The organism is Vibrio sp. DNB22_10_4, assembly GCF_052879755.1.
This window is the reverse complement of record NZ_JBNNXW010000009.1, coordinates 113,705-134,414: the sequence shown is the minus strand read 5'-3', so window position 1 is coordinate 134,414 and position 20,710 is coordinate 113,705. Positions and strand designations below refer to the sequence as shown.

Sequence of the window (20,710 nt, the reverse complement as noted above, 5' to 3'; positions counted from 1 at the left end):
AAAAAACGCTATTAATTAATGCATTACCTCAGTTTTCCCTCAGATCGTTGAGGCTATTTGTCGCGTGAGACATTTTGTCTCATTCATTGAGAAACTAAAATGAGACAAAATGTACCTACTTTCTATGTGGTAAATTTTGTCTCAATATCAGCTTGTTAGGTAGGCTTGGTATCAGGCTTTATCTCAGAAATAGTTTCATCACCCGATTTGGTTTGCTGATCTGTTCTAGGGCTTTCCACAGACGCGTTCGCAACAGGCTCACTATCATCGGAATCAACACTTTCGGCATTACGCTCGGCATCACTCGATGTCAGTGTTGTTGAGTTCTGGGGGGCTTCTTCAGGTTCCAATTTCTCATCAATCTCTTTTACCCAGCCCCTAAGCGTTTCAGCGACTCCTGTAGCTAGGGGTTTAACGGCTGAGTAGTCATGGTCATAGTCATTTAACCCATCGACAACATTAAATTCTGGCTGCATAAAGAGCTTTCTAAGCGCGGCTTTTTTAACAGCTTTGTCCACTTCAGTATTAGCAAGAAGCTGAGATATAGAGAGATCCTCCTCCTCTGTATCAACTGTGGTTTCTGTCTCTACCTCTCCTTCCGTCTCTGATTCCAGCGAGTCATTAGACGCATCCAGTACAACATCCTCTTCTGCGACTGACTCCCCTGTTTGCTCATCTTCAATGGTCAGCAATTCTGGCTCAGTCTGTTGTTCGGACTGTTCCTCTAATTTACGCTGAGACCAACGTGATAGAAAACTATTTGCCACTTGAACGCCCCGCTCCTTTACGTTTTTTCCGTCTTACTTCGAGCAGTTCACCATGCCGACCGATGAACGCTTCCATCCATGCTTGGATAGGCAACGGAATAGGTTTAGAAAGCACCAAGTAGTCACCATCCATAAAAGATCCGGCTACAGCTTGTGACGCTGTGACGACAATCGGCTTTAGGCTGAGCTCATCATGGCTATCCAAAACAACGAACAACATTGGGTTCTGGGAACTTAGATTAAATCGGTAATCGGTACGCTCATCTCGATAGAGTTCTAAGATGGCATGAGGCTTGCTGTTATCCGTGACTTCTAATTGAAAACCCTCAAGCTCGCGCTGGGTGCTTGTCCAGCGTCCTACTTGCTTTTCAACAACAGACAAGTCGATTTGTATCGGCCATTGATGCTCGTTTTTTTCAATAAGCTGAGCATCAAAAGTAGAAGAATGGTTAGGAATGGGTTCAGGAGTTTCTGACTGCATTTCATATCCCTAAATTAGCGTAAGTTATTTGCGCGCCCAAACTTTATTGGTAATAATCGTTTAAGCATTAGTGAAAACTAAGCAAATATCAAGCCAATAGCCAAGTGCTACTGCCAGACCAAAAGGATATACGCGTGGTTAAACCCAACATTATTAGAACAAGCGAAAATCCCCTCCAAACTATCGAAGTCGACGTGTTCGACGAATATGGTGAAAAACTTACCAAGCAGATCGCCTGCGAACGCCCTCTTACTGTCATGCTGAACTGGAAAGAGATCGTGACGTTAATGACGCTCGGCTCAAGGCCTGACTCTCTCGTATTGGGCTACTTAAAGAACCAAGGCTTTCTGTCTGATCCTGCTGCCATTGAGTCATTAATAATCGACTGGGAAACGCATTCAGCGGCCGTGATCACCAAAGAAAATACGGACTTTCTTGAAGAAGCCTTGAAAAAGAAAACCGTCACCTCAGGCTGTGGTCAAGGCACCATGTATGGCAACGTTATGAAGCAACTTGAAGGCTATCAAGTGCCACAAACGCCCCTCAAGCAGTCTCAGATTTACGCGACGCTCGAAGCTCTGACCCATTACAACGACACCTATAAAAAAGCTGGCGCAGTTCATGGCTGTGCGATTTGTAAAGGTGACGAGGTTTTATCGTTTGTTGAAGATGTGGGCCGCCACAACGCAGTCGACACCCTTGCTGGTGAAATGTGGATCAATGAAGAAACGGGCGATGACAAAATCTTCTACACTACGGGTCGATTGACCTCAGAGATGGTGATCAAAGTAGCGCAGATGGGGATCCCAGTGCTGCTGTCTCGCTCTGGTGTGACTCAAATGGGGTTAGATCTCGCTAAACAGTTTGGCATCACCACGATCGCTCGAGCTAAAGGCTTACGCTTCCAAGTGTTTACTGGCGGTGAAAAAGTCGATTTTGATGTTAAAGGCAATAGCTAAGCTTGGTGCCAGTCAATTGAACCAAACAGCCTCCTAATTTAGGGGGCTTTTTTAATGAAATTGTCACCCAATAAGAATCGCCTCGCAGCCTTCACTCGTCTCCCCAATACAATCAAATTACTCTGTAACGAAACACTCAACCATTGCAGAGTCAGCATGAATCTTATCGTCAATGTTCACAAAGGTGTCCGTAAACTCGGATTTGAATGGGCTACACGCCAAGCGTGGAAATGCGGCATGAAAGCCAACCTAGTAACACGAGTTGTGGGTGTCGCCAAAGGACAAATCGTTTGTGTGATTGAAGGCGTGCGCGCTGAACTTTCAACCGAGATCAACAACCCACATCATAATGATGAAAAGCAAGGTCGATATGTATTTATTGGTGGCGAACTTTGGGAACCCAATAACCTACTTGCCCCTGCGTTTCCAAGTTTTATGTTTATGCATGTGCGCAATCTCGGCAATAAGCATAAGTACATGACGGATGATGAACTGCTGTTTAACTTAGCGTAATCCAAAAATGGTCGCTCTATTTCTCAAATGCTTAATTGGCGCAGCGGCTGTGATGCTGATTGCCATTCTATCTAAAAGTAAGAACTTCTTTATTGCAGGGTTGGTGCCACTGTTTCCAAGTTTTGCTTTGATCGCCCACTACATCGTCGCAACCGAGCGTAATATGGAAGCGCTTCGTATGACAGCGCTATTTGGGCTTTATTCGCTTATGCCTTATGCCGCTTATTTGATTGCAGTTTATTACTTTAGTTATCACTTGTCTGTTGTTGGGACGCTATTGTCGGCGGTGTTGGTTTGGGTGATGTTTGCGTATTTGTTGTTGATGGTTTGGGTTCGGGGTGTGGTTGTGGGTTGATTTTGGTGTTGATATCGAAATTCAAAAGAGCACCCCTCCTAGCCTCCCCTTATAAAGGGGAGGAACTACTGGCTCGCTAACGCATCGCCTAATATATCCGTGCAATGTTACGCCAGTAACGAGCACTGATTCTCCCCCTTTATAAGGGGGAGCTAGAGGGGGTGCTCTTAAGGCTCTAATCCCCTAAAACAAATACAAAAAAGCCCCGCATCCGCGAGGCTCCTATCAAAGCAATCTATCTGATTACCCATCAATACCTTTCGATTTCAAGAACTCAGCATACGTGCCGCGGAAGTCATTAATCTTCCCGTCTTTGATCTCTAGAACACGAGTCGCTAGCGAGTCTACAAACACACGGTCGTGCGATACGAAGAATAGCGTGCCTTTGTACTGCTCAAGCGCGTTGTTCAGCGATTCGATAGATTCCATATCCATGTGGTTGGTTGGTTCGTCCATCAGTAGCATGTTTGGTTTGTGCATCATGATCTTGCCAAGAAGCATACGACCTTGCTCACCACCTGAAAGTACTTTTACAGACTTCTTAATGTCGTCTTGACCAAATAGCATACGCCCTAGGAAGCTGCGGATAACTTGCTCGTCATCGCCTGCTTGACGCCATTGACCCATCCAGTCCATTAGGTTCATGTCTTCTTCGAAGTCATGTGCGTGATCCTGTGCGTAGTAACCGATGTTGCTGTTTTCTGACCACTTGTACTCACCAGTACGAGGCTCAAGTACGCCAGCAAGTGTGTTGAGTAGCGTAGTTTTACCCACGCCGTTCTCACCGATGATAGCAACGCGCTCGCCTACTTCGAAGATAGCATTGAAGCCAGTAAACAGATCGTTTTCGAAGCCTTGGCTCAGGTTTTCAACGTTTAGTGCGTTACGGAATAGCTCTTTCTCTTGGTCAAAACGAATAAACGGGTTTTGACGGCTTGAAGGTTTCACTTCTTCAAGTTGGATCTTATCAATCTGCTTAGCACGAGATGTTGCTTGCTTCGCTTTAGATGCGTTTGCAGAGAAACGCGCTACAAAGGTATTTAGCTCAGCGATTTGTGCTTTCTTCTTCGCATTGTCTGCCAATAAGCGCTCACGAGCTTGTGAAGCCGCAACCATGTATTCATCATAGTTACCTGTAAACAGACGAAGTTCACCGTAATCCAGGTCAGCCATGTGCGTACACACAGAGTTTAAGAAGTGACGGTCGTGCGAGATGATGATCATGGTGCAGTTGCGTTGGTTTAGCGTTTCTTCTAGCCAACGAATCGTGTCCATATCTAGGTTGTTGGTTGGTTCGTCGAGTAGCATGATATGCGGGTCAGCAAAAAGAACCTGAGCCAATAGCACACGAAGTTTCCAACCTGGAGCTACTTCGCTCATTAGGCCAAAGTGCTGCTCTTCTGGAATACCTACTGCCAATAGTAGCTCGCCAGCTTTCGCTTCGGCCATGTAGCCATCAAGTTCAGCAAACTGAACTTCAAGATCAGCCACTTTCATGCCATCTTCTTCGCTCATCTCTGCTAGCGAGTAAATACGGTCACGCTCTTGTTTGATTGCCCAAAGCTCTTTGTGACCCATGATAACAGTGTCGACAACCGTGAACTCTTCGTAAGCGAACTGGTCCTGGTTTAGCTTAGCTACGCGTTCGTTCGGATCATAAGAGACGTTTCCGCCTGTTGGTTCCAACTCGCCGCTCAAGATCTTCATGAAAGTTGATTTGCCACAGCCGTTTGCGCCGATGAGGCCATAACGGTTGCCTTCGCCAAACTTAATAGAGATGTTTTCAAACAGTGGCTTAGCACCAAACTGTTGAGTGATATTTGCGGTCGATAGCACGAGCGTTACCTATGTGAATGAACAAAACTGCGCAACCCTACAGTCTCTTGCTCCGAGATGCAAGTAGGAACCGCTTTAACGATAAAAACAGACTGTTTTTTCTGTTCTCAAGAGCAGAGCGCTTAGAGTCAAACTACACTAATAACAAATCAATAAGACTCAATCAGTTACGGGTGGGAAGCTGACAATGATAAAACAGACATTCTGGTTATGGTTGATGGTGATAACGCTGAGCTTCCCCTGTCACGCGCGCTGGGATTATCAAGACGATACGCTACCCACAGCATCGGAAGATGCGCTTTCTTTACAACAAGAAATTACCACCCTCCCAAAAGCGCTGTTTATGACGCCATCCGATATCAACAAAGTACGGCGCCTACTCTCCTACACCTTAGATCAACAAGATCGTAGCATTATTGAGTTTAATGAAGCTCTCGCAGTGTATAGAGATGAACCAAATGATGACCATTGGTTTGATGTTCAAAGTGATTATTTAACTTTAAACAGTTTAAGTTTGAGCAAACAGTCTTTATTGGAGTTGGCCTCAGAAAAGACCTTCGCCCAGTTAACTGGCTTTGGACCCGACGGTGTCACGCAGTTCAAACAAGAGTGGCGAATTACGCAGCTCAACGCGGAATATTTCCTGTTCTTTCAGCTTCGCAGTCTCAAGACTCTGATTAAAGAGATATTCATCTCTCCTGTCCCTGTTATTTGGGTTGGTGTGCAGGTCTTTATCATCTATTCGCTACTCATGTGGTGGTTAGCCAACCAGCGCCGGTTGTTTGAGCAATTCAAGGCTCATGTCTCGACCTCAATGAACAAACCTCCTGTATGGGTACGCTTGATCTGGTATATAGGGCGTGCAAGCAATGCGATCGCTTGGTTAATTGCTATTACCGTCTCTTTGCGAGTACTCAGCAGTATCGAAGCACTTTCACAGCTTTACTACATCGAACTGTTTACTTGGTGGATACTGGGTGGCTCAATTGCCATCTCGTTTATTCTTGAGTTTGTACAGCGCAATAGTCTTGCCACCAATAAAACCGTGGCTGCACTGAGGTTGTCTACGGTTAGACGCTATGTATGGAGCTTTATTGTTGTTGGCCTAGTTCTTCAAATTGCCTCACAGACGCTTGGCAAAGGCACTATCTATTATTGGATAACCAGTGTCTTTTCTTTCTGGTTTGCACTCATCACTCTCAGCGTCATCATCATGTGGAAACAGGTGGTGTTCGAATCGTTAGACAAAATCTCCGAGAAACCGATCATTGTTGTCTGGGCTGCGGCAAAAAAAGACGTATTCATTATCGGATGGATAGCAACCGCCATTGCGACTTTATGGATCGCTTTACATCATTTGAAAAATCGTCTCATTGGGCTTTTGTCCCGCTACACTATGTTCAATCAAGCGCTCACCTATCTGTTTAGGATTGAAGTGGCTAAGCAAACCAGCAACAGCGCCGACGAAAACCTAGTGCGCATTAAAGGTGATGCTGCTTTTGAATATATCCTCCCGGGTGATGACAGTAGCCCTTTGGTCGACTTTGCAAAACAGGAAATACAGCAACTTTCCAAATACCTGCTAACCAATAGCCCAGCGATTTGTATCGTCACTGGTGAGCGCGGTATCGGTGCTACCCGCTTACTTACTCAAATTCTTAGCAAAGTAAAAAACGCTGAGCCGATTTACATAAACTGCCCTAATTCCGGTTACAACGATCTGCTGATGCACTTGGCGGTAAGCCTAGGGCTAGAAGAAGAAACCAGCGAAGTAAAAATTCTCAGCCACCTAAGAAAGAGCGACACACATTACCTAATCGCAATTGATAACTGCCAACGAATGGTAAAACCAAAGGTGGGAGGATTAAACGACTTAATCCGATTCACCAATCTACTTCGCCGTTCCAAGAAAAGTCATCGAGCAGTATTTTCTATTGAAAAAGCCAGTTGGCGCTTTATCGACAGAGCGCGCGGCGAACGTTTGCTTTTCGACTGGGTGGCCTTTTTGCCAAGGTGGAACGAGGAACAAATGTCGGCGCTTCTCGACAGCCGTATTAATCCCAATATTAGCCACTCAGTAAGCTTCGAAGGGCTTGTCGTACCGAAACAGTGGGACAACGACAGTGAGTCTGAAGAAGACCGCGCGAAACAAGGCTTCTATCGAATCTTGTGGCATTACTCAGACGGCAATCCAACGGTAGCGTTACGATTTTTCCGTTTCTCGCTAAATCGAAACAAAGAAACGGAGCAAGTTGCAGTACGCCTATTCCACGCTCCTGAATCCGAGGAACTCGATAAAATGCCCAAACCCATGTTGGCTATTTTGCGCTCCATCGTCCAGCTTGAATCCGCTTCGCCAGAAGATGTCTCTGATTGTACTCAGCTCACCATATCTGAAGTCATCGGTTCTCTGAGATATTTCCAGAGCAGAGGCTATATTGAATGGCGCGAAGATAAGGCAAGGATTTCCGATCATTGGTTTAGACATATCACCAACGTATTAGACCGTCAGCATTTACTGGTTAAGTGAGCAGCTCAATGATGAAAAGAATGATGATAAAGCGTCTACTCCTACTTCCTTTGGTTTTGCTCGCATCGATAACTTGGGCAAGTGAGGAAATCCCATCTGTGGACAGTATTTCTCAGTTTGCCTCACTCATTCGCTGGTCGGGTGTGCTGGCGAGTATTCTTATTATTATGGCGACGTGGCTGCTGATTAAGTTCATGAACTCTATGGTAGACAGTATTGGCGGCCAGTTTGTTCAATATCGAATGCTACTGCAAAAGCTACAATCCTTCCTACAATTCTTTATTTACATGACTGCGGGCATCGTGGTTTTCATGCTCAGCTTTCGGATAAACGACCACATACTCGCCCTGATTGGTGGAACATTAGCTGTGTCTGTTGGTTTCGCGATGAAAGATCTCGCTGCCTCTTTTATTGCCGGATTAACGGTCATGATCGACAGGCCATTCCAAGTTGGTGACCGCGTCACATTTGAAGGCAATTATGGTGATATTTTGACGATAGGTCTGCGCTCCGTTCGGATGCGAACCCTCAATGATGACATCATCACCATCCCAAACAACAAGTTCTTAAACGAAGTAACCGTCAGTGGTAACTATGGCGCGCTTGACATGCAGGTTGTGATTCCATTTTATGTAGGAATGAATGAAGACATTGTATTGGCGCGTAACTTAATCCAAGAAGCCGCGTCATCGAGTCGTTATATTCACCTACCCAAACCCGTCACCGTACTCGTCAAACAAACCATTACCGATAACTATTTAGCGATTCAGCTGACCTGTAAAGCCTACGTCGTGGATACCGCGTATGAGAAGCTATTCGAAACGGACATCACGCTTCGGGTCATGAGCGAATTTCAAAAGCATGGTATCCATCCACCACAGATAGCCGTTAAGAATAGTTAGTAACTATAGGGGCTTAATGCATAGGCCATTTAGCCCTCATGAAAACACTTTAGTAACAAAGTGAGGGTTTGCGGTTAATACTTCTATACTCGCGATCTGATCGAGTTCGACTAGTCGCTCACCGCTTTGCTGGCTAAGCTTAATACACTCGGCTTTAACGTCATTCCGAGTGGTATCGAGCGCTGTACCTTCAATTTTGTGACCATTTTTCATAGATAACCTTACCGGATATCGATGCATGCACGCGATTTCTACATAGTCATAATCACTACAGCTAATCATTAGAACTCCTTGTTTATGAGAACTTGACTTAGTTATTGCTTTAACAGGCTCGGCCAGTTTAGATCTGCGCTGGCAATGTTGCCCGGAATATTCTGCTGCCATGTGCTTTGCACGGACTTACTATAATTAAGATACAGCTTGTCGTCGTGAATGTACCACGCATTAGGGTCGATTTTTGCCGTATAGCCTTTACTCACTGCCCAAGCGCAGTAACCACCGTACTGGGGTGCGTAGCGGTCTGGATTGGCAGTGAACAGGTCTTGGTTTTGCTTGGATGAGAAGTACCAAGTCGCGTCATTCCAATCATAGGTATAGTCACTATTACCTTTGACAGGTTTGCCTTGTGTAAAGTAATCCACTGGATCATAACCGCGAATCGCCTTACCAAAAAAGTCGCTATAAACAGGCTCGAGAGCATACGCGCTAGCGGCTAACACCAGCCAAAGATATAGAGAAGCAAACAGTTTGAATAGTGGCATGGGCTCTCCTTGTTTTGAATACGTATCAGCATAAGTAGACAGGACGAGATAGGATTATCTTTCAGCAACAATGGAGTTTCGCTGCGTACTATTAAGTCGAAAATAAAGTCACGTTTCAGGAGGCAGTTATGAAGTGGTTTTATATACTCGCGCTCACTATATCGAGCACTGCATTTGCAGGGGGAAACACAGGTGGTACCCCTACCGTTCCCTGCTGGGTCAATGGGGACTATCAAGGCAATATGTTGATCACTAAATGCTGGGATATGGGTGGTTTACCTAATAGAAAACGGTCAATGGAAAACTAAGGAACGTTTATCAAGGCAATTGCTCGAAGTGATCACGTTCCAACAGACCCCTGCTAAAAACAATAAAATTTGTCGTTTTCACAAAAACATCAAGTTGATACCTAGTGGTGCGCTACCTACTATTCCACGCACGTAACGCTGCATTCTTTACCCTTGGATGCAGCGTCGTTATAAAACTTTGGAGTAGTTGACTTGAACAAGTTATCACACATAAATTTCGATAAACTGGGTAAACAACGTATTAAGCGTGAGCACGACCTGTTGATGTTAAACCGTGTTACCGACCGCGAATTCGAATCTAGAATGGCCATCTGGGATGCGCTTTCTCTAGCAAGCGCACCATTTGGTGAAGCAAAACAGTTTATCGAAACAACCTTCAATAAACTTCAAAATGACATTATCCAAGCGCGCAAAGAGTTCACCATGAGCTTCAGTGATTTTGAAGTCATGGCGACCGAGGAGATTAACTACATTCGCGTCAATGTCGCCGATACCAAGTCTCAGAAAATTTGGTATGCCCTAATTACAGTAATGGTGCTTGGCACCGTTGCTATTTGTATGCAGTAAGCCATAAGCACGTATTAAACTTATCGCTACTGATAAAAAAACGCGAGGCTTACCTCGCGTTTTCTTTATGCACTCACCAACAGGTGATGGTCAGTTTTGTTCGGCAAATACAAAGTAAACTGACTGCCTTCCCCTTCCACTGACTGTACCTTTATCTCACCCCCGGTTTGACTCAAAATGCTTTGCGACACAGATAGACCAAGCCCAGTGCCGTCACGCTTTGTGGTAAAGAATGGGTCAAAAATACGCTTAAGATTTCGCTTCGAGATACCACAACCCTCATCAATCACGTGAATCAGTGCGCCCACGCTCTCTTTGCCTTCAATCCAATCTTCAGTGAGTACTGTCAAGCGCCCTTTACCACTCATTGCATGAATAGCGTTCATTTGTAAGTTCACCAATATTTGCAGCAGTTGATGACGATTCACCTCTACTGGCGTTTTGGCATGCAAGTCCACCACAAACTCAACATTGCGCTTTTTCGAGCCAGTTCGAACTAAGGTGACGCTCTCATCAACGATTGGATTCACGTGCTGCCAGGTGATTTCATCCTGAACGCCCCCCTGACGACTGTATTGCAAAAGGCTTCTAGTGATATTTCTAATGCGATCAATCTGCGCCAAAATGGCATCGACTTCCTCTTCGACACGCTCGATGTCGGAGCCAAGCTCAAACTTAATCAGCTCAACGTTACCTAGGATTACAGCCGTCGGGTTATTGATCTCATGCGCTATACCAGCGGTCAATTCACCCAACGCCGCTAACTTTTCATTGATAACGAGTTTATCTCGGGTCTGATTCAGAAGTTGAATGTGCAGTTCAAGCTGCTCGGTTTTCTCTTTGAGACTAGCAGTACGAGAATGAACCTTAGCCTCAAGTTCATGGGCAGCTTCTTGAATCTGTTCGTTTCGATATTGGAGCTGATTGAGCATATTGTCGAACTGGGTAGCAAGCTGACTTAGCTCGTGCTTAGAGTTCAACCCCAGCTCTCCAATACGTTCTTCATCCTTGCCAAGCTGCACCATTTTTACAACGCGGTGTATTTGCTCAATAGGTCGGAACAGATCTCTTGCACCTCGATACACAATGAACCCAGAAATGAGCAATAGCGACAAAATGATGGCGGTGACTTCGCCTAAGTTAGTGATATAGGTTTTAATCAAAGGCCAGACTAAGTACCCGGTGTAGGTGATACCTACTGTATTACCATGCCAATCCACAATGGGGTTATAACCGGCGATATACCAAGAGTCATAGACAAACGCTTTATCAATCCAAATCTCACCGCGCTCTAATACTGCCTCCCTAACCTGCTCTGACACAACCGTACCAAGAGCTCGCCTACCTTCGTAAGAGTCCTCCATAAAAACATTGGTCGCGATCCGCAAGTCATCAAGAAACAGCGTCACCGTGCCCTTATAGCTATTGCTTGAATAAATAGTGCTCTTTATCTCATCGACAAGCGCCAAATTATTATTCATCAGCACGCCACCATCGAGGTAACCAAGTAACTTGCTATTGAAGTCATACACTGCGGTCACTGTCCGACTAACAAGGGCGCGAGTTTCATTGATATGTTTAGCTTGGTGCCATACTTCTGCATGATCAGAGAGCATAGGGTCGATGGCAACTGCTTGCGTACGCGTCAGCACATCGAAGAAGCTCTTTTGCCTCGCCATCTGCGCATAATCGGTCAGATTGTTGATTTTTTGCTTAGGTATCCAACGTAAGTAATCCAGGCTATAACGCTCACGTTGAGAGCTGACCCAAGAGTCAAATTCGTCGTGGGTTTGTAGGTGGTCTAAACGGGTTCGAAACTCATAAGAGGAAGCAAATGCATCCAGATGGTCGTACTGACGGGTTTGCAAGCTTTCTATCTTGTCCTCAACGATGTTGAGGCGCTCTGCCACATCAACTAAAGCACTTTGCCAAGTGTAATGCACGGACCAATATGCAGTGATGCCAAATAGAGCAATCAAGGTCAAAAATATCGGTGCTGAAGTGAGAAACAGCAAGCGATATCGCACCATTGAAGTGACGCGGTAACGCCACTTGCTGATAAAGCGATTTTCTCTATTCATCGAACCCGCTCTCGTCCCATTCTTTGAACTTGCGCTCTAAAGTCTTACGTGCAACACCAAGATCACGCGATGCAGCAGATTTATTACCAGAGTGAAAGTCCACTACTTGTTGAATGTGTGACTTTTCAACGTCCTTTAATGACCAAGAATTTGGATAACCAAAATCTCCCTCAACGACTTCGCTGGTGCTAGGCATAGTGGTGAGGTCGTTTACCGACATAGTGATGGATGTATTCACCGTACCACCTTTCATTTCGTTGAAATGGTGAGCAGGTGGTTTGTTAAGCAAAATGCAGCGCTCAAGCATATTTTTAAGCTCTCGCACATTGCCAGGCCAATCGTAGTCTTGCATCGCATGCATGTCTTCGTGCGCCCATTTGGGTTCCACAACACCCAACTCTCTCGACAGTTGGCGAGTAAAAAATGGGACAAGATCGGATAGATCAGCAAGACGCTGCCTTAGTGCTGGTACATCTATCTTGAGTACATTCAGTCGATAGAAAAGATCTTCACGAAACTCTCCACTGGCCACTTGCTCGCGCAAATTTCGGTTAGTGGCTGCAACAACACGAACATCGATACTGATCTCTTTCTCGGTACCAACAGGTCTGACGGTTCGCTGCTCCAACACCCTCAACAACGAGGCTTGCATTGCTAAAGGCATCTCTCCAATCTCGTCTAAGAACAAAGTACCACCACTGGCCACGCGAAATAGACCCTCTCGGCTTTTCTTAGCGCCGGTAAAAGCACCCGCGGCATGTCCAAATAGCTCACTTTCCAATAACTCAGGAGCCAAAGCGCCACAGTTCACAGCAACAAAAGGGCCTTGTCTTTGACTGGCAGTATGAATTCCTCTTGCGACGAGCTCCTTGCCCGTACCCGATTCCCCTTCAATCAATACCGATGCACGTGAAGGAGCATATTGAGTAATCAGTTGCTTAAGCTGTTTGGTTTTCTCTGAGCTACCAATTAAGTCTTTGCTAACGCGGCGACTAATGTCATGGCTAAGCGCTAAATTCATTCTTTCGGTCAAACGCTTGTCCATACAGCGTTTAACCGCTTGTAGCATCTGCTCCAAATTGAAAGGCTTCAAAATGAAATCGGAGGCGCCAAGCTTTAACGCGCTAATCGCGACTTCTAAGTCAGCATAGCCCGTCATAAATATCACATCCGCTTTGCGCTCTTGATCGTTAAACGCTTCTTTCCACTCAATACCAGAGCGACCTGGAAGATTGATATCGAGAATGATCAGATCATAGTGGTTCTGGATACGAAGGCTTTCTGCTTCTTCTACACTATTCGCAGTGTCAACATGGCCAAAGCCTTTGCTGAGCGCCTTTTTAAGAACGGTTTGCATGCCGACTTCATCATCGACAACAAGCACCGAGAAAGCCAAATAAGGCGAAGATTGTTGGTTGGGGACATCAGAGGTTTGAAATAAAGTCATAAAGCGTTGTTATTGTTCCTATTTGAGACAGAGTGTACCAATCTATTGCAAAACATCATGGGTAAAAGTGCGACATTTTGTCCCAGCTCAAATTAATTGTAGTTTACCCTATGAAATTTTTAGCAAAATGTCGCACTTTGCCTCTTTTTTCCTATGGAAATTGTGGCATTGTCTTTGCTTAAGGATAGGGCTCGCAAAGAGCACATGGTTTACGATAAAAACAACAATGGACAATACTATGACCACCTCTCTATCAATTGCCTCTCGTTTGAAGGCTCCTCAATTAATAGTGACTGCAGTATCAATGGCAACACTGTCTGTTTCGGCTTATGCAGACAATGGCGAACAATCCCGAGTCCGCCTTGCTACCACCACGAGTACGTATCACTCAGGACTGCTCGATTACCTATTGCCGGAATTTACCCAAGAGACCGGTTACCAAGTGGATATCATCGCCGCGGGTACAGGGAAATCACTCAAAATGGGTGAAAATGGCGATGTAGATGTCGTGATGACCCACGCTCCCAAAGCAGAAGCGAGCTTTGTCGAGTCAGGCTTTGGCATTGAACCTCGCAGTGTCATGTACAACGATTTTGTGATTGTGGGTCCAGAGAAAGATCCAGCAGACGTTCACGACCAAAAAAGCATTGAAGAAGTCTTTGACCATATTGCCAAAACCAACGCGATTTTCATTTCACGCGGTGATGACTCAGGCACACACAAGAAAGAGCTGCAGATTTGGAAACAAGCCAAGATTGAACCAGACTTTGGCGGCTATCGCTCTGTAGGCCAAGGTATGGGGCCAACACTCAATATGGCGTCAGAAATGCAAGGCTACACCATGACCGATCGTGGTACCTGGCTCGCTTATCAAGCTAAACTTGAATTAACCGTCCTTTTCCAAGGTGATAAGCAATTGTTCAACCCTTACCAGGTTATCGTCGTCAACCCAGAGCGTTACCCTACCCTCAATACTAAAGGTGCTCGCGCACTCAGCGACTGGCTGGTGTCAGAGAAGGGACAATCGATGATCAATAACTACCGCAAAATGGGCGAACAACTGTTTGTCGCTGATGCTGAGAAAAACAACAGTTAATGAGCATTACTGAAACAACAATGGAGGCGTTAAGCCTCCTATTTAGCCTAGACAGAGACCTGTGGCGCATTGTGGCTGTCTCGTTCAGTGTATCTATCTCTGCGGTCTCTCTCGTCGTGTTGCCTGCGATAATCGCTTCCTACTTTTTGGCTTACACCAACTTTCCGGGTAAGTGGTTTTTGTTATCCCTAGTAAATACCATGCAAGCAATCCCAACGGTGGTGATCGGTCTTCTGCTGTATATGCTGCTATCTCGTTCTGGACCACTGGGTGATTGGGAAATGTTGTTTACACAGCGAGCGATGATCGTTGGACAGATCTTAATTTGCTTCCCTGTGTTGGTTTCTATGATGCACGGCGCACTGCAAAGTACCGATAAACGCGCACTTGAAACTTCGGTCACGCTTGGCGTATCACGTTTTCGCACCCTCATGACCTTGATTTGGGAGTCGCGATTTCCACTCATGGCAGCGGTCGTTGCAGGATTTTCACGCATAGTGACCGAAGTCGGCTGCTCAATGATGGTGGGTGGCAATATTATGGGGCTCACAAGAAACATCCCAACGGCTATCGCGATGGAAAGTCATAAAGGCGCATTTGCTCAAGGTGTTGCTCTTGGCATCGTTCTGCTCGTATTGGCTTTAGTGCTCAACTTCCTACTGTCTTCGATGCGAGGTAAAGGCGTACTTCGATCCTAGAAAATTCTCTATATATACAAGCCTGACTTTGCCTCTCAGGAAAAACGTCAGTTTTTGATACCCAAACTATAATTAACCCAAGACACTGCTTAAGGGACAACAATGACAATACAATTAAAAGCAAAGCAGGTTTCGATGCGGTTTAAAGATCGTGTCCTTTTTCATATTCCCAGTCTCACTATCGGCCCTAATGAAGCTGTGTACCTAAAAGGTGATAACGGCGTTGGTAAAACCACTCTACTAAAAATTCTTGCCGGACTTCTTAAGCCGACTTCCGGCACTATTGAACCACGCAGTCAGTCAATTGTTTCACGACTATTTAGTGGTTCTGGCCGCAAGGATGTTACCTATCTTCATCAGTCTCCCTATCTGTTTGATGGCACTGTCTATCAGAACGTCGTCTATGGTATTAAGCACAAACGCATCGACATTCACGATAAGCGCGCTGAAGTGATTTCTGCGTTGCGACTCGTTGGTTTAGAGACGTTAGCGGATGAGCATGTCTCTGTATTGTCTGGTGGTGAAAAGCAACGGGTTGCGATGGCAAGAGCGTGGGTATTAAAACCGTCTATATTGCTGATGGATGAACCCAGCGCCTCTCTCGATCAAGAGTCGATTGAGCGCTTGGTCTTTATGGCACAAGACCTATTGGAACATGGTTCTAGCATCGTGGTGACCAGCCACCAAACCAACGCCCTCACCCGCTTGTGTCGAAAACAATGGTGGATTAAAGACTGCACCTTGATAGAATCACCGCTGCTTCAAATCATCGATAAAAAACAGAAAGATAAAGAGAGTATTTATGTTGCATCCAACTCAGACTAGTTGGGTTATTCTTGCTGGTGGTCAAGCTTCTCGTATGGGTGGCAATGACAAAGGATTAATTGAGTTCAATGGGAAGCCGCTTATTGAACATGTGATGGAGCGCCTTAACGCGCAAACCAGTGACATCACTATCAATGCCAATCGAAACCAAGAGCGTTATCAACAATACGCCCCCGTCATTAGCGACTCGTATCCTGATTATCCCGGTCCGTTGGGTGGCATACATGCCGGACTTAAAAATTCAAACTCAGATTGGGTTGGTTTTGTACCTTGTGACAGTCCCTTTATTGATGCTGCGGTCGTAGAGCGATTCTGCCAATCTGTGACGGAGCAATCCGACATCCTAGTCGCTCACGACGGCGATTTTCATCAACCTGTATTCACTATGTTCCATAAACGTGTGCTTCCAAAACTAGAAGCCTTTTTGGAACGTGGCGATCGCAAAATCATCTTACTCTACAAAGAATGCCACACCGACTATGTCGACTTCTCAGACAGCCCCGAGTGTTTTGTGAATCTCAACACGCCGGAAGAATTGGCGAAACTTGCGACATCAAACGATCATCATTAAAGAGCGCACTATGACCATTAAGTCTACCAACAATGTTCCCCTTCTCGGTTTTGCAGCCTACAGTGGTACCGGTAAAACCACGTTACTTGAAGCCTTGCTGCCAAAGCTAACAGAAACTGGCCTGCGCATCGGTGTATTAAAACATGCTCACCACAATTTTGATGTCGATAAGCCAGGTAAAGACAGCTACCGCTTGAGAAAAGCTGGGGCGAGCCAGATGCTGATTTCATCTCGCAACCGTCACGCGCTTATGACTGAAACACCCGATGCTGAAGCGGATTTTGAACACTTGCTATCGCGATTTGACCATCAAGCACTCGACCTTATTTTGGTCGAAGGCTGTAAAAATATCGCTTTTCCGAAAATTGAGTTGAACCGCCAAGAAGTTGGAAAACCTTGGCTACACCCAAGCGATGACAATATTATCGCAATCGCTTCTGATAGTGAGCTTGATGTAGCAATCCCAACCATGAGCATCAATGATCTCGATGCTATCAAACAGTTCATCTTAGATTATGTGACATCGCGGAATGCAAGTTCACCAGTCGCTGCTGCTTGTTGCGATACACTTTCCCCTGCATTTCTATCTGTTGTGCAGGGACAGCAAAAGATACTAGAAGCCATATCTCCTATTGATGCGACAGAAACGATTACACTGGAACGCGCATACGGTCGCGTACTGTCCGAAGATATCAGCTCGCCTATCAATGTTCCGGCTTACACCAACTCGGCGATGGATGGTTACGCTATTCGGGGCGAAGACATTGCTCATGAGCAATTTGATGTAGTAGCGAGCATTATGGCTGGGCACGGTTACGACAAAACTCTGACTAAAGGCCAAGCTGCCCAAATAATGACAGGCGCACCTATGCCGGAAGGCGCTGATACCGTGGTCATGCGTGAGCAAGCGATTGTAGACGGCGAGCGCGTTGGTTTTGCTAATGCCTCAATTAAATTGGGACAAAATGTTCGCCAAGCGGGTGAAGATTTGGCGGTAGGTCAATCCGTATTTACCACCGGGACATTAGTACAAGCACCAGAGATGGGTATGATTGCGTCTTTAGGCATGAATGCCGTTAAGGTAAAACGTGCACTGCGCGTTGCCGTATTCTCGACTGGGGATGAAGTGCAAGCACCAGGTACGCCCCTTAACGCCAACTCGATTTATGACTCGAACCGCTACACCATTATGGCCATGCTTCATAAGCTTGGTTGTGAGATCGTTGACCTAGGTATTCTAGAAGATAACGAAGCCGTTATGGAGCAAGCCATTGTTGAAGCGAGCAAGAGTGCTGATCTTATTATTACGTCCGGTGGCGTCTCCGTGGGAGATGCCGACTTCATCAAAAATGTTTTAGAGAAACGTGGCAGTGTCGATTTCTGGCGTATTAATATGCGTCCAGGTCGCCCGCTTGCATTTGGTGATATCAGTGATGTGCCATTCTTTGGTCTTCCTGGTAATCCTGTTGCGGTCATGGTGTCGTTCATTAACTTTGTTGAGCCAGCCATTAAGAAAATGCAAGGTGTACTGAACTTTGAACCTCTTAAGGTACCGGCAATCGCGACAGAATCTCTGCGTTCACGTCAGGGTCGCACAGAGTTCAGCCGTGGGGTTTACGAAATCGATAGTCTTACAGGTCAGTTGAGCGTTAAAACAACCGGTAAACAAGGCTCTGGAATTCTGCGTTCAATGAGTGAGGCGAACTGTTTGATCGAAATCGCCCCGCATATCGATACAGTAAAACCGGGTGAAAGCGTGACAATCATCCCGCTTCAAGGCAGAATCTAGCGCTTAGATTTGTCAGGTAGCAATTTTAATAGGTAAACCTTATGGCTCGTACCATCATTTATGAATACAAAAACGAAGAGAAAACTCTGCTGTTTTCTTACCAGCAACATCGCAACATCCATGAGGCTGTCGCTGAAGCAGAAGGTATCGACCTGACAGAGTTTCTAAAGATGGAGCAACAGATTGAAGCCATCTCTGACACTAAAGCGGTTCGCAACTATCGTGACAACCACTTTAGAAAGCTTGGTTTTGGTAAGATCACGCTGATGCAGAAAGAAAACTTTGGTTTAGGCAAAAAGCCAAGACAAGACACCTAAAAAGCACTCTATTCGAAAACATCCAAACACCGAGCTGAAGCTCGGTGTTTTTTTATCCGTCATAAATCCTTCACGACACTCTTTGTTTTGCCACGCTAAACTCAAACTAAGGTCATGAAATGCGTGGTATTTAACGAATCATGTTTGCTGCAACTCCAAGAGAGCTAGGTCATATCCATGAATATGCCGAGCGCTACTCTGAACTATCACTCTCAACGCTAACTCACATTGAGCATCAAGGTTTTGAGATGCCAATACAGCAGCTTTCTCTTGGCTCAAGTCACCCCACTGCACCATGCTTGATCCTCACTGGATCGATCCATGGAGTCGAGCGTATTGGTAGCCAAATCATCTTGGCGTTCATTAGAAGCCTGCTAAAACGTCGACAATGGGACAGCCAGTTGAATGATACACTCAATAAAATTCGTATCCTCACCGTGCCCGTAGTGAATCCCTGGGGCGTCGCACTAAAAACGCGCTCCAATCATCGTGGTGTGGATCTAATGCGCAATGCTCCTATCAATGCCAGTAACCCTCGCTACCAACTGTATGCAGGTCAAAGCATTAGCCCAAAGCTGCCTTGGTATCGAGGGAACAGTGCCAAAATGGAGCAAGAGCTAATCGCCGTTTCAAGCAGCATTCTAAAGACCACACAGTCCGCGTCATCAACTATAGTGCTCGATTTACATAGTGGCTTTGGAACCCGAGATCGATTGTGGTTTCCATTTGCCCACCACAACCGTCCGCCAGAAACACTGCATCAGTTCTATTTAATTTACTCACAGTTTCGCAAAAGCTTCCCGCATTACGAGCTGTATCAGTTTGAACCTCAATGGCACCAATACACTACGCATGGCGACTTTTGGGACTGGATGTACTTACGCCACTATCAACAATCGACTTCGCCGTTCGTCCCACTCACATTAGAGCTGGGGTCTTGGCTCTGGGTTAAAAAGAACCCAATGCAATTGCTGAGCTTTAGCCAATTATTTCATCCCACTAAGCCACACCGAATTAAGCGCGTACAAAGAAGACACAGCACACTTCTAAGCTATTTAATGCAAGTTTTGTATAATGAGTTGTTAACACAGGTAAATGACAATGACCGTCTGATGCTGACGAAAAAGGCAAAAAAATTATGGTACCCATCGTATTAGTGAGAGGTTTACTACGTGAAGCAGGCCACTGGCATTTAATGGTGGATGCATTAAAGCGCCTTGACGACGAGCTACTCATCGTAACGCCTAATGTACCGGGAAATGGCTGTTTACATCAACAGACAAGCCCAATGAAAATAGAGCAGATGCTTGACCCTTTGCTTGAGCAACTACCCAAACAGTTCGAACGCTATCACGTTGTCGCCATATCCATGGGATCCATGTTGGCTTCTCATTGGGCGCATTTAGATAGCGATAAGGTTGCCAGTTTAACACTCATCAATCCAAGCTTTGCCCGATACAGTCCAATCCATGAACGCTTTAATCTCCGAGCTATTCCAAAACTGTTGAGCGCAAGGCTTCGCGGTCGAGATACCTTTGAAAAAGCGATTCTAGATGTCACCTTTCCTGATCATGTCACAAACCCAAGTATTTTGGCCTACCACCTCGCTCTAAACAGCAAGCACCCGGTTCGTTTTAGCAATGCTCTGCGTCAGTTGATAGCGGCAGCTAAGTTTGTCGGTCCTAATCAACCTCCATCCTGTCCTACTCAGGTTATTACCAGTAAGCATGATAAGTTAGTGCGTAGCCGAGCCGGGCAAGCTGTTGCCAGTAATTGGAATGTCCACCATCGTTCATTTTATAGTGATGCTCATGATCTACCGGCCGATTCACCCAACGAACTTGCCGACTATTTGTATCAATGGCTAAAAAAATTGAAACTCTAATGGAACTTGTGGCGCAAAAAGG

Annotated in this window: 22 protein-coding genes; 15 read left to right on the top strand and 7 right to left on the bottom strand. The window is 45.6% G+C overall.

All coding sequences use genetic code 11. The annotated features are described in order from the left end of the window. Positions 1–155: 155 nt before the first annotated feature. Together ACVA6Q_RS18565 and ACVA6Q_RS18560 are read right to left on the bottom strand one after the other, a co-directional pair. On the bottom strand, positions 156–767 hold the full coding sequence (locus tag ACVA6Q_RS18565; RefSeq protein WP_446648508.1) for a DUF3306 domain-containing protein: 612 nt from the start codon (positions 765–767) through the stop codon (positions 156–158). Continuing rightward, positions 757–1,248 (bottom strand): DUF3305 domain-containing protein, encoded by a 492-nt coding sequence (locus tag ACVA6Q_RS18560; RefSeq protein ID WP_446648507.1) that lies wholly within the window; start codon positions 1,246–1,248, stop codon positions 757–759. The genes ACVA6Q_RS18565 and ACVA6Q_RS18560 overlap by 11 nt, the downstream gene beginning before the upstream one ends. Before the next feature lie 134 nt (positions 1,249–1,382). On the opposite strand from ACVA6Q_RS18560, the gene ACVA6Q_RS18555 reads away from it, so the two are divergent. From ACVA6Q_RS18555 to ACVA6Q_RS18545, 3 genes are all read left to right on the top strand, one after another. Continuing rightward, the gene (locus ACVA6Q_RS18555) at positions 1,383–2,207 is read left to right on the top strand and encodes a formate dehydrogenase accessory sulfurtransferase FdhD (protein ID WP_446648506.1); all 825 of its coding nucleotides are present in this window, start codon (positions 1,383–1,385) and stop codon (positions 2,205–2,207) included. Between the two features lie 156 nt (positions 2,208–2,363). Continuing rightward, complete coding sequence (locus tag ACVA6Q_RS18550) at positions 2,364–2,720, top strand: acyl-CoA synthetase (RefSeq protein WP_446648505.1); 357 nt, start codon at positions 2,364–2,366, stop codon at positions 2,718–2,720. A 7-nt stretch (positions 2,721–2,727) separates the two neighbouring features. After that, positions 2,728–3,075, top strand: a complete 348-nt coding sequence (locus ACVA6Q_RS18545; RefSeq protein WP_446648504.1) for a GlpM family protein — start codon at positions 2,728–2,730, stop codon at positions 3,073–3,075. A gap of 243 nt (positions 3,076–3,318) precedes the next feature. On the opposite strand, the gene ACVA6Q_RS18540 is transcribed toward ACVA6Q_RS18545, so the two are convergent. Continuing rightward, positions 3,319–4,911 carry an ABC-F family ATPase gene (locus ACVA6Q_RS18540; protein WP_353496201.1) on the bottom strand — a complete coding sequence of 531 codons (1,593 nt, stop codon included), beginning with the start codon at positions 4,909–4,911 and terminating at the stop codon, positions 3,319–3,321. A 187-nt stretch (positions 4,912–5,098) separates the two neighbouring features. Here ACVA6Q_RS18540 and ACVA6Q_RS18535 point away from each other — a divergent pair, with 187 nt between their 5' ends. After that, a complete protein-coding gene (locus tag ACVA6Q_RS18535; protein WP_446648503.1) occupies positions 5,099–7,441 on the top strand; it encodes an ATP-binding protein in 2,343 nt (780 codons plus the stop codon). 23 nt (positions 7,442–7,464) lie between these two features. Continuing rightward, on the top strand, positions 7,465–8,343 hold the full coding sequence (locus ACVA6Q_RS18530; RefSeq protein ID WP_353498695.1) for a mechanosensitive ion channel family protein: 879 nt from the start codon (positions 7,465–7,467) through the stop codon (positions 8,341–8,343). A gap of 36 nt (positions 8,344–8,379) precedes the next feature. Here ACVA6Q_RS18530 and ACVA6Q_RS18525 read toward each other — a convergent pair whose 3' ends face one another. Together ACVA6Q_RS18525 and ACVA6Q_RS18520 are read right to left on the bottom strand one after the other, a co-directional pair. Next, on the bottom strand, positions 8,380–8,625 hold the full coding sequence (locus tag ACVA6Q_RS18525) for a Rho-binding antiterminator (protein ID WP_446648502.1): 246 nt from the start codon (positions 8,623–8,625) through the stop codon (positions 8,380–8,382). A 32-nt stretch (positions 8,626–8,657) separates the two neighbouring features. Next, complete coding sequence (locus ACVA6Q_RS18520; RefSeq protein WP_446648501.1) at positions 8,658–9,104, bottom strand: YHS domain-containing (seleno)protein; 447 nt, start codon at positions 9,102–9,104, stop codon at positions 8,658–8,660. Between the two features lie 128 nt (positions 9,105–9,232). Here ACVA6Q_RS18520 and ACVA6Q_RS18515 point away from each other — a divergent pair, with 128 nt between their 5' ends. Together ACVA6Q_RS18515 and ACVA6Q_RS18510 are read left to right on the top strand one after the other, a co-directional pair. Further along, on the top strand, positions 9,233–9,412 hold the full coding sequence (locus ACVA6Q_RS18515; RefSeq protein WP_353496205.1) for a hypothetical protein: 180 nt from the start codon (positions 9,233–9,235) through the stop codon (positions 9,410–9,412). Between the two features lie 192 nt (positions 9,413–9,604). After that, positions 9,605–9,979 carry a thiamine-phosphate diphosphorylase gene (locus ACVA6Q_RS18510; protein WP_446648500.1) on the top strand — a complete coding sequence of 125 codons (375 nt, stop codon included), beginning with the start codon at positions 9,605–9,607 and terminating at the stop codon, positions 9,977–9,979. A 65-nt stretch (positions 9,980–10,044) separates the two neighbouring features. Here ACVA6Q_RS18510 and ACVA6Q_RS18505 read toward each other — a convergent pair whose 3' ends face one another. Beyond that, positions 10,045–12,060 (bottom strand): sensor histidine kinase, encoded by a 2,016-nt coding sequence (locus ACVA6Q_RS18505; RefSeq protein WP_446648499.1) that lies wholly within the window; start codon positions 12,058–12,060, stop codon positions 10,045–10,047. Then, positions 12,053–13,507 carry a sigma-54-dependent transcriptional regulator gene (locus tag ACVA6Q_RS18500; protein WP_353496208.1) on the bottom strand — a complete coding sequence of 485 codons (1,455 nt, stop codon included), beginning with the start codon at positions 13,505–13,507 and terminating at the stop codon, positions 12,053–12,055. The genes ACVA6Q_RS18505 and ACVA6Q_RS18500 overlap by 8 nt, the downstream gene beginning before the upstream one ends. A gap of 304 nt (positions 13,508–13,811) precedes the next feature. Here ACVA6Q_RS18500 and ACVA6Q_RS18495 point away from each other — a divergent pair, with 304 nt between their 5' ends. From ACVA6Q_RS18495 to ACVA6Q_RS18460, 8 genes are all read left to right on the top strand, one after another. Continuing rightward, positions 13,812–14,603 (top strand): substrate-binding domain-containing protein, encoded by a 792-nt coding sequence (locus ACVA6Q_RS18495; protein WP_446648535.1) that lies wholly within the window; start codon positions 13,812–13,814, stop codon positions 14,601–14,603. Beyond that, positions 14,603–15,301, top strand: coding sequence for an ABC transporter permease (locus ACVA6Q_RS18490; protein WP_353496210.1), 699 nt, complete (start codon positions 14,603–14,605; stop codon positions 15,299–15,301). Before ACVA6Q_RS18495 ends, ACVA6Q_RS18490 begins: the two co-directional genes overlap by 1 nt. Positions 15,302–15,403: 102 nt before the next feature. Then, on the top strand, positions 15,404–16,126 hold the full coding sequence (locus tag ACVA6Q_RS18485) for an energy-coupling factor ABC transporter ATP-binding protein (RefSeq protein ID WP_446648498.1): 723 nt from the start codon (positions 15,404–15,406) through the stop codon (positions 16,124–16,126). Further along, entirely contained in the window at positions 16,104–16,697 is a 594-nt protein-coding gene (mobA, locus tag ACVA6Q_RS18480; protein ID WP_446648497.1) for a molybdenum cofactor guanylyltransferase MobA, read from the top strand. The genes ACVA6Q_RS18485 and mobA overlap by 23 nt, the downstream gene beginning before the upstream one ends. A gap of 16 nt (positions 16,698–16,713) precedes the next feature. Further along, positions 16,714–18,486 (top strand): bifunctional molybdopterin-guanine dinucleotide biosynthesis adaptor protein MobB/molybdopterin molybdotransferase MoeA, encoded by a 1,773-nt coding sequence (locus tag ACVA6Q_RS18475; RefSeq protein WP_446648534.1) that lies wholly within the window; start codon positions 16,714–16,716, stop codon positions 18,484–18,486. Between the two features lie 41 nt (positions 18,487–18,527). Continuing rightward, a complete protein-coding gene (locus tag ACVA6Q_RS18470; RefSeq protein WP_353496213.1) occupies positions 18,528–18,803 on the top strand; it encodes a DUF2960 domain-containing protein in 276 nt (91 codons plus the stop codon). Between the two features lie 140 nt (positions 18,804–18,943). Further along, a complete protein-coding gene (locus ACVA6Q_RS18465) occupies positions 18,944–19,960 on the top strand; it encodes a DUF2817 domain-containing protein (protein WP_446648496.1) in 1,017 nt (338 codons plus the stop codon). After that, a complete protein-coding gene (locus ACVA6Q_RS18460) occupies positions 19,942–20,688 on the top strand; it encodes an alpha/beta fold hydrolase (RefSeq protein ID WP_446648495.1) in 747 nt (248 codons plus the stop codon). Before ACVA6Q_RS18465 ends, ACVA6Q_RS18460 begins: the two co-directional genes overlap by 19 nt. Positions 20,689–20,710: the final 22 nt, after the last annotated feature.